Here is a 13313-nt window from a genome sequence, read left to right on the forward strand (position 1 = left end):
CGGCCTGGGTGATCCCAATCTCATGAGCTGGGGGCTCATGCTCCAGAACGCCCAGGGTTTTCTCCGGCGCGCGTGGTGGATGGCCGTCTTCCCAGGGCTCGCCATCTTTATGGCGGTGCTCTCGTTCAATCTCTTCGGCGACGGCTTGAGCGATGCCCTGAATCCGCGGCTGCGTCAGCGCACCTGACGCCCGGAGAGGACATGACCTCAGCACGGCAAGCGGTGGTCAAGCGGATCTGGCGCTCGCGTGAGCTCACGAGCGATCTGTCCGAGCTCTGCGCGCTCGGTAGGCCGCGCTGTTCGCCTGCTGTCTCGTGACTCCGGATCAGCGAACCGTCGGACGCGCGTGGGGCCGCCGGAAGCGGAGGAAGGGCCTTGATGGTCTTCCCCTTCCTCTGCTCGGCAAGGCGCAACTCATAGAGGGACTGTAGATTCAACCAGAACTCGGGGCTGGTGCGGGGCGTGCCATGTGTCCTCCCATATTGGCAGGCTTGTGAGAAAGCGGTCCCGCTCTACGACGCGATCTCTCGCAGCCGTCTTTCCAGATGCCTCCGCTCGGCCTCGTTGCTCACCAGCTCGAGGGCGCGTCGGTATGACTCGGCGGCCTCGGCGGGGCGGCCCACCCGGCGCAGCAGCTCAGCCCGGGCGACGGGCAGCAGGTGATATCCGGCGAGCTCGCCGCGGTGGTCGAGCTCGTTAACCAGAGCGAGGCCGCGCTCGATCTCGCCCGACATCGCGATCGCCACGGCCAGGTTGAGCTCGACCACGGGGGTTGGGTGCACGCGCACGAGCACGCCGTACAGCGCGGCGATCTGCGTCCAATCGGTGGCGGTGGCGGTGCGGGCTTGCGCGTGGAGGGCCGCGATCGCCGCCTGCAGGGCATATGACCCCGGCGGCCGGCCGCCCTCGCGCAGAGAGGCCTCGACCAGCTCCGCGCCCTCGTCGATCTGCGCGCGGTCCCACCGGGTTCGGTCCTGATCCTCGAGCAGCACGATGTCTCCCGACCCGTCCAGGCGTGTCTCGCGCCGCGAGTCGTGCAGCAGCATGAGGGCGAGCAGGCCCTTCGGCTCGGCACGCGCGGGCAAGAGCTCGACGAGCATGCGCCCGAGCCGGATTGCCTGCTCGCACAGCTCGCGCCGCACCAGCCGCGCGCCGAAGGTGGCGGTGTAACCCTCGTTGAACACGAGATAGACCACGATCATCACGGCCTCGAGCCGTGCGGTGAGGGCATCGTCGAGCGGGACCTCGTAGGGAATGCGGGCGTCGCGGATCTTGGCCTTGGCTCGCACGATCCGCTGCGCCATGGTGGGCGCGGGCACCAGGAAGGCGTGCGCGATCTCCTCGGTGGAAAGACCCCCGAGTGTGCGCAGGGTGAGGGCCACCTGCGCCTCCGTCGCGAGCGCCGGATGGCAGCACGTGAAGATCAGCCGGAGCCTGTCCTCAGGCACGGGCGCCTCCTCGTCATCAGCCGACAGCGGGGCCAAGAGCTCGAGATGACGGGCGATCTCGTCCTGCTTGTGCGCGAGGCGGGTGCGACGGCGGAGCCGATCGATCGCCTTGTGACGCGCGGTCCCGATGAGCCAGGCCACCGGATTCGCCGGCGGGCCGGCCGCGGGCCATTGCTCGAGCGCTGCCTCGAACGCCTCCTGCAGCGCCTCCTCGGCCACATCGAAATCGCCGAGCAGCCGAATCAGCGTGGCCAGGATCCGGCCGTACTCCGTGCGAAAGATCTCCTCGATGCGCATGGCCGCTCGGTAGGAAGGCTACCCCACCGGGCGCCCGGTTGCCACGCGAAGGCTACTGTGGTGGCCCCTCCCTGATGGGCCGCACCTCGATCGAGAGACCGCCCCGCAGCAACGGGTGCTGGGCGACGATGGCGAGCGCCTCGTCGAGGTTCTTGGCCTCCACGATGCCGTAGCCGCCCAGCTGCTCCTTGGTCTCGGCGAACGGGCCGTCCGTCATGACCGCCTTGCCGTTCTTCATCCGCACGGTGGTGGCCGTCGTGGTCGGCTGCAACGGCTCGCCGCCCTGGTACAAGCCGCGCTTCCGGAGCTCCTCGCTATACTCGACGGCCTCCTGGTAGATCGCGCCCTTTTCCTCCACGGACTTCTCGTCCCACTTCGCGTCCCAGTAGATCAGCAGCATGTAGCGCATGCCGGAGGGTGTCCTTTCTGGCTACGGCTGGTCAACCCGTCTTCGCCACATGCTCCTCGAGGCGCCCGAGGGTCTGCTTGGCGCCCTCGACGGCCCCGAACACCTTCACCGCCTGGTCACGCTCCGCCGCCGTCTCGAAGAGCATTCGCATGGTGAGCTTGGTCTTGCCGCCTTCCTCGTCGAAGGTCGCCGTGACGTGAAACATCGGGCCCGACACATGGGAGTAGACGAGGCGCTCGGGTTTCACGATCTCGTCAAAGACGATCTTGTTCTTGTAGTCGCCGCCATCGGGGCCGTGCATGACGAACCGCCACACGCCACCCGGCCTCACGTCCATCTCGTGAATCGTGTTCGTGAAGCCATTCGGCCCCCACCATTGCGCCACCTGCTTTGGATCGATCCACGCCTCGAACACGCGCTCCCGCGGGGCATCGACGACCCGCGTGGTGACGATCTCTCGATCGGCGGTGTTCGTCGCGCCGGCGAGATACTCGGCGAGACGGTCGAAGCTCTCGGACACGCCATCCCGCATGCCCGTCTCGAGCGCCGCGTCGCGAGCCTCCTTCGATGGGTAGAGAATCGTGTTCGTGATCGTCGTCTTGCCGTTCTCCTCGATGAGGGTCAGCTTGTTGAGCGTTTCGGGCCAGTCGCCCCCCCACGACTCGGTGGAGACGAGCCGCTCGGGTGGCGCGATCTCTCGATACACGCCGCGCATCCCCATCTCGGTGCCGTCGGAACGGCGCCAGACGAAGTGCCACGCCCCGCCCGGGCGGAGGTCGATCTCGCAGACGGGCATGGTCCAGCCGCTCGGGCCCAACAGCCAGTGCGGTACGTGCTCGGGTTTGGTCCAGGCCTCGAAGACGAGCGGGCGCGGCGCGGCGACCACACACGTCATGACGATCTCCCGATCCGACGGCGTCGTGAATGTCGTGGCGCGGACCCTATCTGCCCTGGCCATGAGTCCTCTCCTCTCAGTGGGCCACGCTCGGACTCAGCGCCATGGGAACCTGGCGGGGCGGGCGGAAGGTGAACGCGATGGCCACGGCCCCGAGGCCGATGCCAAACGAGCCCATGTAGAGCCAGAAGTAGCTGCCCCAGGCGTCGTAGAGCCACCCGCCCGCCCACGGCCCGAGCGACATGCCCAGCGTGGACACGAAGGCGACGGCGCCGAAGGCCGTGCCCATGATCCGCGCGCCGAAGTACTCCCGCACGAGGATCGCGTAGAGCGGCATGACGCCACCGTAGGCGAAGCCGAACATCAGGGCGAGTCCGTAGAAGCTGACGAGATCGCGCGTGAACACGTACAGGCTGACGGCCACCGCTTGAATGGCCAGTCCGACGATGAGCGTGCGCTTGGCCCCGACGCGGTCGGCCACGAGGCCGCAGACGATCTTGCCGCTCAGCGAGGCCAGGCCGGCCACGCTCAGCACCGTGGCGGCGGCCATGACCGGGATGCCGTGGTCGATCGCGTGGGTGACCATGTGAAAGATCGGGCCCGAGTGGGCGCCGCAGCACGCGAAGTACGCGAGCGCGATGGCGGCGAACTGCGGCGTGCGAAGGGCCTGCCCCACCGTGAACTCGCGCCCATCAGCGCCCGCTGTCGCCGCCGAGCCTACTCTGTGCGCCGCCGCCGGCTCGCGCACGAGCAGCGCCGAGGGAACGATGACGAGCAGCGCGATCTCGCCGAGCACGAGCATGGCCGTGCGCCAGTCGTACGCGGAAATCATCCAGCGCGCGAGGGGCCCCATCACCGAGGAGCCCAGGCTCAGCCCCGCCGACACCAGGGCGACGGCGAGGCTACGATGGGCCGTGAACCAGCGGGTGGTCGTGGCCGTCATGGGCACGTACAAGCTGCCCGTGGCCACGCCCACCAGGACGCCGAAGAGGATCTGAAACTGGCCGAGGGTGGCCGCCTGGCTCGCCGTCGCCAGCCCGAGGCCGAGCAGGACGCCTCCGCAGAGCACGACGGCGCGCGTGCCGAAACGGTCGGAAAGCGCGCCCCACATGAACGTGCCGATGCCCATGCAGAGCCAGTTGAGCGTGGCGGCCGTCGAGATGCCCGCCCGTGACCAGCCCATGGTCTCCGCCATGGGCTGCAGGAAGATGCTGAGCGAGAGCATCGCCCCGAAGCCGACGCACGTGACGACGATGCCCGCTCCGACGATCACCCAGCCGTAGAAGACCTTCATGCCGTTACGGGCTGCAGGAGCTGGACCAGGTTCCCTTCGGGATCCTTCAAGGTCGCGATCCGCACGTTGTTGTAGTCCGTCGGATCCTCGACGAACTCGACCCCGGCGTCCTTCAAGCGCTTCCAGTCCGACCTGACGTCGTCGGTCGTGAGGGCGACCATGTGCCGCGCCGGGTCGGCATTGCGGCCGCGCACCTCACTGTGCGTACCCAGGGCGAGTGCCGGCGCCCCCAGGTCGCCCAGCACGACGAACCCTGGGGTCTGGATCCCCACCTTGAGGCCCAGCACATCACGATAGAACGGCAGCAAGTTGCCCAGATCCTCGCTCCAGATCGATGCCCCGCGCAGCCCCTTGATCATGGCCGTCTGCTCCTTTCGCCCAGCAGTGTCCATCCTGCGTGCGGTGACGAGCGCCTCAGCTGCCGATGGTCTTTCGGATACTACCGAAATGGTCGTCGATGTGTCCGAGAAGAGCCCGGGTGACCATCTCCTCCGCGCTCATGGGCGGCGCGCCCGTGAACACCGTGCCGCGCTTGCCGAGCTGCTCGTCGGAGAGGCCGCGGAGCATCGCGACCGCCTTGGCCGCCCCCTGCTTGTGCAGCGCGATCGTCTCCGCCTTGGTGCAGCCCGCGTGCTCCACCGCATGCTTGGCGTTCATCTCGTCCAGCATCTCCATCGTGAAGTGCGGCATGGCCTGGCCGTCGGCGATGGTCTTGACGATGTTGGCGATCGGTTCGTGGGCGCCCGCGACGTGGTGCGCCGTCACGCCCACCGTCCACTTCTCCGCGGCCGTGGTCTTCTTCCAGTCGGCCTCGCTCAGCTTCTCCAGCACGCTCGTGGCCTCCTGCACCTTGGTCTCGTACTGCTTGGCGAACGCTTCTGCCTTCGCTCCCATGGTGTCCTCCTCGGTAGATGGGTGTGGTGATTGACGACGATGCGTAGGCCTTCAGCGCATTCGATGGTGGCGGAGGCGCCGGGGATTCCGCCCTGCTGGTCGTATGTGTCTCATCACCTATTAATCGAATGGGGAAGGTCAAGATCGACATCCCCGGCGAAAAACTCCACACCGCGATCAGGTCTTACATTCCGACACTCTCGCCTCTCGGCCTCCCCCTCACCCTGCCCTCTCCCCCTGTGGGGGCGAGGGATCAAAACTAAATCCCTCTCCCTCGGCGAGGGAGAGGGTTGGGTGAGGGTGGCGTTGTCTCGCGAATAGCCCAGGTTAGTCGTCGATGGCCTGGTAGGCCCCGGTCCAGAAATCCAGGCAAACGCTGGGAGGGCTGGGAGAGGTCCAGGCGCGTGCACTTCTCCTCGCCGGCTCACCAGGGTGACCAGGCCGGGCATCTCCCCCCGCTCGACATGGCCCGCCATGACGCCGTGCAGGCGGTCGAGCCGTGCCTTGGACAATCCTCCCGCGGTCATCGCCGGCCTCCTTCCACCACCGCCTTCATCTGGGCCAGGCCCCGCTCGAAGGCCCCGCCGATCATCTTGTCCATGCTCATGAAGAGCTGCATAGCCTTGGCCACGAAATTCTTTTGGCCGGTCATCGTCCAGGTGACGGCGGTCTGCTCGCCCCGAGGCTCGAAGGTGAACTCGGCGATGTTGGTGCCCCGGAAGGGCTTCTCGAAGTCGAGCTTGATCCGGATCAGCTCGCTCGGCCGGCTCTCCGTCATCGTCATGCGCCCTTCACCCACCTGGCTGTTGCCGACCCACGCGTACGTCGCCCCCGTGCCCGAGGGCGCGCCCTCGTAGCTGCGCCTCATCCCGGGGTCGAGCTTCTCCCAGGGTGACCACGCCACCCAGTTGTGGAAATCGTTCACCTGCGCGAATACGGCCGAGGGCGGGGCGGCGATGGTGGCCGTCCGCGTGACGCGGAAACTGGACGGCTGCAGGGCCACCACCACCACGAGCCCGACCACGATCACCGCGATGGCAATCAGGACCTTCCAAAACATCGGACTTCGTCTCCTTTCGATCGGGTAATCCTTTCTCATCGCTCTCCCGGTCAATGTTTCCATCTCGGTCCTCGCGATTCATCCTTTAGTCGAGCGGCGGCGGCGGATTTCGACAAGTGCTCGCACCAGGCCTCTCAAGCAAGCATACTGGCCCTGTCGATCCCGCTCCTCTCGTTCGACGATTGTGTAGAAGCGCGATCCACAAACCCGGACCCCAAGGAGATAGACCGATGCGATTCATGCTGCTGGTCAAGGCCGACAAGAACTCCGAGGCAGGCGTGCTGCCGCCCAAGGAGCTCTTCGCCGAGATGGGCAAGTTCAACGAGGAGATGGTCAAGACCGGCGTGATGCTGGCCGGCGAGGGTCTCCAGCCGACTTCCAAGGGCGCGCGCATCTCGTACACGCGCGGCGAGCCCAAGGTGACCGACGGGCCCTTCCCTGGCGCCAGGGATCTCGTGGCCGGCTTCTGGCTGATCCAGGTGAAGTCGAAGCAAGAGGCGATCGACTGGGCCTCGCGCGCCCCCTTCGGCGAGGGCGCGGAGGTCGAGATTCGCCAGGTCTTCGAGGCCTCCGACTTCCCGCCCGAAGTCTTCTCGTGCGAAGACGCCGCGCGCGAGCAGGCCCTGCGCGACGAGCTCCAGCGCAAGGCCTCCAAGGCGTAGCGCCTCTCCCCGCCCCCTCACCCTGCCCTCTCCCCAGAGGGGAGAGGGATACCAAGAGCTCCTGAAATCCCTCTCCCCCGTTGGGGGGAGAGGGCGGCAGTTCGAGCTGAGACGCTCGCCTCGAGCGAAGAGGCGAGGGCTGAGTAAGATAAGGGGGTGAGGCGTTCTTAGCGCTGCCTCAACGGGATGAGCGCCTTCAGCCGCTCCTCACGCAGGTAGAGCCCAAGCCAGACGAGGATGCCGAGTATGATCTGCATGTAGATGGGGTCCCCGATTCGCCAATGCGTGCAGATCGTCCCCCCGATGAATCCCGTCAACAGAATCGCCCCCAGCACCGACGTGACCGGAATGAGATAGATCACCGCGCACGAGAGCTCGATCACCGCCAAGGGCAGCCGCATCGCCTCAGGCAATCCCAGGCTCGCCATCCCTTGCGTCACCTCGGCGCCGCCCTTCACCTTCAGCAAGGCGCTGAACACGAAGACCAGCGCAACCAGGATCGAAATAACCCGCCCGATCCACACCACCGTTCCGCTCGCCGCCACTCTGTACCTCCTCCAGAAGTGATCGATCCTCCAGATCCCCCTTTCGTGTTACCCGCCGGCCATGGCCCCCACGATCAGCAAAGGCTCACCCCCCGTCGCCACCGCCTCGGGCAGCGGAGCGTCCGGCGACTCGTTGGAGAAATCCTGCTCGCAGGCGAAGAAGCGCACGAAGGCCCGCCGCTGCTGCGTCATCTGATCCCGGATGGTCCCGCGCAGCATCGGATAGGCGGCCTCGAGCGCGTCCAGCACCGAGCGCTGCGTCACCAGCCCCTCGACCCCCAGCTTGACCTCGCCGTCGACGCGGGCGAGCGTGCGGAGATGGGCGGGCAGCACCACGCGGATGATCATGGCAGCGTCTGGGCCTCGACGGAGACCACGGAGGGCAGATCGCGCACGATCGCCGTCCAGCTATCCCCGCCATCCGCCGAGCCGTACACCTGCCCGCCCGTCGTCCCGAAGTACACCCCGCACGGATCCAGCGTGTCCACGCTCATCGCATCGCGCAGCACGTTGACGTAGCAGTCGCGCTGCGGCAGGCCCTTCGTGAGGGCCTCCCACTCGTGGCCGCCCGTGCGGCTGCGGTACACGCGCAGCTTGGCGTCGGGCACGTAGTGCTCCGAGTCGCTCTTGATCGGCACCACGTAGATGGTCTCCGGCTCGTGCGCGTGCACGTCGATGGGGAAGCCGAAGTCGGTCGGCAAGTTGCCGCTGACCTCCCGCCACGACTCCCCGGCGTCGTCACTGCGCATGACGTCCCAGTGCTTCTGCATGAACAGCACGCCCGGCCTCGATGGGTGCATCGCGATGCGGTGCACGCAGTGGCCCACTTCGGCATTCGGGTCGGGGATGCCCTCGGACTTGAGCCCGCGGTTCATCGGCCGCCACGTCTTGCCCGTATCATCAGAGCGAAACACGCCCGCCGCCGAGATGGCGATGAAGATCCGTCCAGGATGGCTCGGATCCAGCAGGATCGTGTGCAGGCACATGCCCCCCGCCCCCGGCTGCCAGGCCGGCGCCGACTTGTGCGTGCGCAGCCCGGCCAGCTCCTGCCAGCTCTGCCCGCCGTCGCTCGAGCGGTACAAGGCCGCGTCCTGGATCCCCGCGTAGACCGTGTCCGGATCGTTCAGCGAGGGCTCGAGATGCCAGACCCGCACGAACTCGAAGGGCCGCGGCGTGCCGTCGTACCACAGATGCGTGCCGGGTTCCCCCTCGTACACGAACTTGTTTCCCACCGGCTCCCACGTCTTGCCCCCGTCGTGGGAGCGCTGGATCAGCTGCCCGTGCCAGCTCGTGTGCTGCGCGGCATACAGGCGATTCGGATCAGCCGGCGAGCCCTTGAGGTGATAGAGCTCCCAGCCCCCGAAGTGAGGGCCGCTCACCTCCCACCGCTCACGCTTGCCATCCGCCGTCAGGACGAAGGCCCCCTTACGCGTGCCCACCAGTAGCCGTACTCCGCTCATTTTCTTACTCCTTCCCGGGCCTCCCGCCCGTTCGCGCAGACGATGTCATCGGTTCTTCCCTCATACCTAGTCGAACGAGGGGCTCGAGAATCGACAGGCTAAGGAGAAGATCTCTCCCTGGCCGGGGCTCCCGATTCCGCGCCCCGTGGGAAGAAGGGACCGGATCCTCGCGGGAGCAGCCAGGGAAGGCGTGAGCGACTCAGCCGCCGATTGATGCCCCCCGAAATGCTCGTCGACATGGTTGACGAAGCCGCATATCAGGAGCTGCCCCGCGCTCATGGGCGGCAACCCCACGAACACGGTACCACTGCGCGCAAGCTGCTCCCCGGAGAGGCCGCGCACCACCGCCGTCAACGCCACTCTAGGCGTTGTCTTGATGCCGTCGCAACCTTGCAGAGCGGGCCGCATCCGCGTTAGCTTGGCCCCACCCATGAACAGCTCCGTCGTGACGCTGGTCGGAGTGTCGAAAGCCTACGGCCGCGTGGTCGCTGTCGACAGCGTCTCGCTCGAGGTCGCGGAAGGCGAGTTCGTCACCCTCCTGGGGCCGAGTGGCTCGGGCAAGACCACCACGCTCATGCTGATCGCGGGGTTCGAGCGCCCGACGGCCGGGGAGATCCTGATCCGCGGCGAATCCGTGGTCGGGCGGCCACCAGAGAAGCGCGGCATCGGCATGGTCTTCCAGAGTTACGCGCTGTTCCCGCACATGACCGTCTTCGACAACGTCGCCTTCCCCTTGCGGACGCGCCGGCTGGCCGGCGAGGAGGTGAGCCGGCGGGTCGCGGAGGCCATCGAGGCGGTGCGGATGACCGGCCTGGGCGACCGCTATCCTCGCCAGCTCTCGGGGGGCCAGCAGCAGCGAATCGCGCTGGCCCGGGCCATCGTCTATCGTCCCTCGCTCCTGCTGATGGACGAGCCGTTGGGCGCGCTGGACAAGAAGCTTCGCGAGGAGATGCAGGAGGAGCTGAAGAGCCTGCAGCGCGAGATGGGCATCACCACCCTCTACGTCACGCACGATCAGCAGGAGGCCCTCGCCCTCTCGGACCGGGTGGCCATCATGAACGGCGGCCACCTCGTGCAGGTGAGCGCGCCGCTGGCTCTCTACGAGCAGCCCGCCACCGACTTCGTGGCCGGCTTCCTGGGCGAGGTCAACCTGGTGGACGGCATCGCGACGAGCATGGCGGCGGGTCTCGTGCGGGTCGAGATTCACGAGGGCCTCGAGGTCTCGGCGCTCGGGCCGCCGCTCAGCCCGGGCAAGCCCGTGCGTCTGTCCATCAGGCCGGAGCGCTTCGACATCGGGACGGCGGCGCGGGGCGGTCCCAATGCCTGGCGTGGGCGTGTGCGTGAGGTGGCGTTCTACGGGGAGCTCGTGCGCTACAAGGTGGAAGTGCGGTCGGGCCTCTTCCTCAGAGTGACGCAGCCATTTCGCGGGCAAGAGGGCCTTTTTTCGGTAGGCCAGGAGATCTGGCTTGTCTCGAGAGCCGAAGACTGGCGGCTCTTCCCATGAGGGCGCGATCGAGCTGGGGGCAGGGGCTGGCGCTGGTCGGGCCCGCCTTCGTCCTGCTGCTCGCCGTGTACCTGTATCCGCTGGCGCGGCTCCTCGTCTTGAGCCTCACCGGCGGCGACGGCGCGCTCGGGTTCGGGGCCTATCGCCGATTCCTGGAGAGCTCGGTGTACGTGGGCGTGCTGCTGCGCACGTTTCGCATCAGCCTGGTGGTGACGGTGGTGTGTCTGATGGTGGCCTATCCGGTCAGCTTGGTGCTGAGCCGCGCGGGGTCGTTGACCCTTCGCGTTCTCATGGTCTTCGTGTTGCTGCCGCTGTGGACCAGCATCCTGGTGCGGACCTATGCGTGGATGGTGCTCCTGCAGGCCAACGGCGTGGTCAACAATCTCCTCCGGCGGCTCAACGTGATCGACGAGCCGCTCCGCCTCATGTACAACGAGACGGGCGTGGTCATCGGGATGGCGCAGGTACTGCTGCCGTTCGCCATCCTGCCCGTGTACGCCTCGCTGCGGAACATCGATCCTCGCCTGCCCGCGGCGGCCCGGATCATGGGCGCGGGGCCGTGGCGGCGCTTCCTGTCGGTGACGCTGCCCCTCAGCCTGCCGGGGGTGGCGGCGGCGGGGCTGCTCGTCTTCGTCCAGGCGCTCGGCTTCTTCATCACCCCGGCGCTCTTGGGAGGCTCGCGGGTGATCACGCTCGCCATGGTCATCGAGACGCAGGTGGTGGATCTGCTCGACTGGGGCCTTGCCTCGGCGGTGGCGATGGTGCTGCTCGTGGTGACGGTCATCCTCGTGGTGGGCTACGACCGGCTGCTCGGGCTGGACAAGGTGTGGGCGTGATGGAGGAGCGCACGCATCCGCTGCTGTGGCTTGCCACCGGCCTTGCCTGTGCCTACCTGGCCGTGCCCAGCCTGCTGGTCATCGTCATGTCGTTCAGCGGCGGGCTCTTCCTGGAATTTCCGCCGAGCGCGCTGTCCATGCGCTGGTACCACGTGTACTGGTCGAGCGGGTCGTGGCTGAACGCGACCGTGCGCAGCCTCGAGGTGGCGCTGGCCGTCACGGCGCTCGCGACCTCGCTGGGGACGCTGGCCTCCATCGCGCTGGTGCGCCTCGCCGTGCCCGGCAAGAGTGGGCTCCGGGCCCTGGTGGTCTCGCCGATCGTGGTGCCGACCATCGTGCTGTCGATCGGCCTCTACAGCGTCTACGCGCGCTGGCGGCTCATCGGGACGGCCGGCGGACTGGTGCTGGCCCACAGCGTGCTCGCCCTGCCCTTCGTGGTGCTGAACGTCACCGCCGTGCTCTACAAGCTGGACCGGTCGCTGGAGCGCGCCGCCCGCAGCCTCGGCGCCGGTCCGCTGCGCACGTTCGCGCAGGTGATGCTGCCGCTGCTCTGGCCGGGCATTGCCAGCGGAGCGATCTTCGCGTTCCTGACATCGTTCGACGAGATCGTGATCGCCATGTTCGTGTCGGGCTCGAATCCCACCTTGCCCAAGCTCATGTTCGACGGGATCCGGTACGAGCTCAACCCGGTGGTGGCCGCGGTCTCGAGCCAGCTCATCATCGTGACAGCCCTGGCGCTGCTAGGCTCGGCATGGCTACGCCGGCGGACGGATCAGACGAGCCGATAGACGATTCACCCACGCGGGGCGGCGCATGGCCGCCCGAGAAGGAGCCAGACATGGGTAGCAGGCTCTCGAGACGGGATTTCCTGAAGACCTCGGCGGGATCGCTGGCCATGACGGGGGTGATGGGTCGGACGACACGGGCGGCCGCGGCGAGCGAGCTGGTCATCGTGGGCTGGGGCGGAGCGCACGAGGAATCGCTCAAGAAGGCCGTGTACGATCCCTTCACCGCCGCCACGGGCATCAAGATCAAGCAGGTGAGCGCCACGAACCAGCTGGCCATGCTCAAGGCCCAGGTCCAGAACAACAACCCGGAGTGGGACATCATCCAGCCCGGCAGCGCCTGGCTCTGGCGCGGCACCCAGGACGGCCTCTACGAGAAGCTCGACAGCGGCGTGGTCAACCGGGGCGAGATGTACAGCCCGGCTCTTCACTCGCACGGGATCGCCTTCGAGGTCTACGCCGTCGACATCGCCTACAACACCAAGCGCTTCCCCACCGGCTCGCACCCGAAGAGCTGGGCCGAGCTGTGGGACCTGAAGAAGTTCCCGGGCCGGCGCACCGGCCCGGGGTGGACGCCGCGCGACAACTTCGAGGCCGCCGTCATGGCGGCCGGCGTGCCCCCGGCCAAGGTCTACCCCATCGACACCAAGCTCGCCTTCGCCAGGCTGGCCGACATCAAGCCGCAGATGACGTGGTGGCAGTCGGGCGCCCAGTTCGCCCAGCTCTTCTCTGACGAGGAGGTCCTGCTCGGCTACGGGTGGGGCGCGCGCGTGGTCGTGCTCGCCCGCGAGGGCAAGCCGCTGGCCGTCGAGCTGAACAACGCGATCCTCGATCAGACCTTCTACGCCGTCTCGAAGATCTCGAAGAACAAGGAGGCGGCCATGAAGTTCATCAGCTTCGCCTCCCAGACCAAGCCCCAGGCCGAGCGGCCCCTTCTCTACCCCCACGGCCCCACCAACCGCGCGGCCTGGGGGCAGCTCGACGCCAAGGCCAAGCGGGATATCGTCAACTACGATCTGCCCAGCGTGCTCCTGCGCAACCCCGAATGGTGGATGGACAACGAGACGGCGCTGCTCGAGCAGTGGAAGAAGTTCCTGGCCGCCTAGGAAGCTCGGAGGGGGGCTCCGCCCCCCTTCCGAAACCTCCCCCCGACCCGATTGCGCCGGCGGAGCCGGCGCTCGAAGCGTAACATTCTGCTCGCGAGGGCACGAGAATTACTCGGAC

Annotated in this window: 16 protein-coding genes and 2 pseudogenes; 6 read left to right on the forward strand and 12 right to left on the reverse strand. The window is 67.4% G+C overall.

Annotated elements, in window-relative coordinates:
- On the forward strand, positions 1-187 hold a 187-nt coding region (locus VGT00_18880; GenBank protein HEV8533496.1), incomplete at its 5' end, for an ABC transporter permease.
- A gap of 325 nt (positions 188-512) precedes the next feature.
- Here the strand turns inward: VGT00_18880 and VGT00_18885 are convergent.
- The 9 genes and pseudogenes from VGT00_18885 to VGT00_18925 all read right to left on the reverse strand — a co-directional run bounded on the left by VGT00_18885 (position 513) and on the right by VGT00_18925 (position 6297).
- Positions 513-1745 (reverse strand): RNA polymerase sigma factor, encoded by a 1233-nt coding sequence (locus VGT00_18885; GenBank protein HEV8533497.1) that lies wholly within the window; start codon positions 1743-1745, stop codon positions 513-515.
- A gap of 52 nt (positions 1746-1797) precedes the next feature.
- Positions 1798-2154, reverse strand: coding sequence for a YciI family protein (locus VGT00_18890; GenBank protein ID HEV8533498.1), 357 nt, complete (start codon positions 2152-2154; stop codon positions 1798-1800).
- Positions 2155-2185: 31 nt separating this feature from the next.
- The gene (locus VGT00_18895; protein HEV8533499.1) at positions 2186-2674 is read right to left on the reverse strand and encodes an SRPBCC family protein; all 489 of its coding nucleotides are present in this window, start codon (positions 2672-2674) and stop codon (positions 2186-2188) included.
- A pseudogene (locus VGT00_18900) lies at positions 2648-3112 on the reverse strand (SRPBCC family protein). The gene VGT00_18895 and the pseudogene VGT00_18900 overlap by 27 nt, the downstream one beginning before the upstream one ends.
- Before the next feature lie 13 nt (positions 3113-3125).
- On the reverse strand, positions 3126-4343 hold the full coding sequence (locus tag VGT00_18905) for an MFS transporter (protein ID HEV8533500.1): 1218 nt from the start codon (positions 4341-4343) through the stop codon (positions 3126-3128).
- Positions 4340-4702, reverse strand: coding sequence for a VOC family protein (locus tag VGT00_18910; GenBank protein HEV8533501.1), 363 nt, complete (start codon positions 4700-4702; stop codon positions 4340-4342). Before VGT00_18910 ends, VGT00_18905 begins: the two co-directional genes overlap by 4 nt.
- Before the next feature lie 55 nt (positions 4703-4757).
- Positions 4758-5237: a DinB family protein gene (locus VGT00_18915; GenBank protein HEV8533502.1), complete on the reverse strand. Its 480-nt coding sequence runs from the start codon at positions 5235-5237 to the stop codon at positions 4758-4760.
- Positions 5238-5638: 401 nt separating this feature from the next.
- Positions 5639-5764: pseudogene (locus VGT00_18920) on the reverse strand (serine hydrolase).
- Positions 5761-6297 carry an SRPBCC family protein gene (locus VGT00_18925; protein ID HEV8533503.1) on the reverse strand — a complete coding sequence of 179 codons (537 nt, stop codon included), beginning with the start codon at positions 6295-6297 and terminating at the stop codon, positions 5761-5763. Before VGT00_18925 ends, VGT00_18920 begins: the two are co-directional and overlap by 4 nt.
- Positions 6298-6527: 230 nt before the next feature.
- On the opposite strand from VGT00_18925, the gene VGT00_18930 reads away from it, so the two are divergent.
- Complete coding sequence (locus tag VGT00_18930) at positions 6528-6959, forward strand: YciI family protein (GenBank protein HEV8533504.1); 432 nt, start codon at positions 6528-6530, stop codon at positions 6957-6959.
- A gap of 167 nt (positions 6960-7126) precedes the next feature.
- On the opposite strand, the gene VGT00_18935 is transcribed toward VGT00_18930, so the two are convergent.
- Genes VGT00_18935 through VGT00_18945 form a run of 3 tightly spaced genes read right to left on the reverse strand, consistent with a single transcriptional unit; the run spans position 7127 to position 8964 of the window.
- Positions 7127-7504 (reverse strand): DoxX family protein, encoded by a 378-nt coding sequence (locus VGT00_18935; protein HEV8533505.1) that lies wholly within the window; start codon positions 7502-7504, stop codon positions 7127-7129.
- Positions 7505-7552: 48 nt separating this feature from the next.
- A complete protein-coding gene (locus tag VGT00_18940; GenBank protein ID HEV8533506.1) occupies positions 7553-7849 on the reverse strand; it encodes a MoaD/ThiS family protein in 297 nt (98 codons plus the stop codon).
- Positions 7849-8964 (reverse strand): sialidase family protein, encoded by a 1116-nt coding sequence (locus tag VGT00_18945; protein HEV8533507.1) that lies wholly within the window; start codon positions 8962-8964, stop codon positions 7849-7851. Before VGT00_18945 ends, VGT00_18940 begins: the two co-directional genes overlap by 1 nt.
- Positions 8965-9394: 430 nt before the next feature.
- Between VGT00_18945 and VGT00_18950 the strand changes: the two genes are divergently transcribed.
- Genes VGT00_18950 through VGT00_18965 form a run of 4 tightly spaced genes read left to right on the forward strand, consistent with a single transcriptional unit; the run spans position 9395 to position 13195 of the window.
- Entirely contained in the window at positions 9395-10468 is a 1074-nt protein-coding gene (locus tag VGT00_18950) for an ABC transporter ATP-binding protein (protein ID HEV8533508.1), read from the forward strand.
- Positions 10465-11304, forward strand: a complete 840-nt coding sequence (locus VGT00_18955) for an ABC transporter permease (protein ID HEV8533509.1) — start codon at positions 10465-10467, stop codon at positions 11302-11304. The genes VGT00_18950 and VGT00_18955 overlap by 4 nt, the downstream gene beginning before the upstream one ends.
- Positions 11304-12092, forward strand: a complete 789-nt coding sequence (locus tag VGT00_18960; GenBank protein ID HEV8533510.1) for an ABC transporter permease — start codon at positions 11304-11306, stop codon at positions 12090-12092. The genes VGT00_18955 and VGT00_18960 overlap by 1 nt, the downstream gene beginning before the upstream one ends.
- 50 nt (positions 12093-12142) lie before the next feature.
- Positions 12143-13195, forward strand: a complete 1053-nt coding sequence (locus VGT00_18965; protein ID HEV8533511.1) for an ABC transporter substrate-binding protein — start codon at positions 12143-12145, stop codon at positions 13193-13195.
- Positions 13196-13313 lie beyond the last annotated feature (118 nt).

It is taken from the genome of Candidatus Methylomirabilota bacterium (assembly GCA_036002485.1).
Classification (GTDB): Bacteria; Methylomirabilota; Methylomirabilia; order Rokubacteriales; family CSP1-6; genus AR37.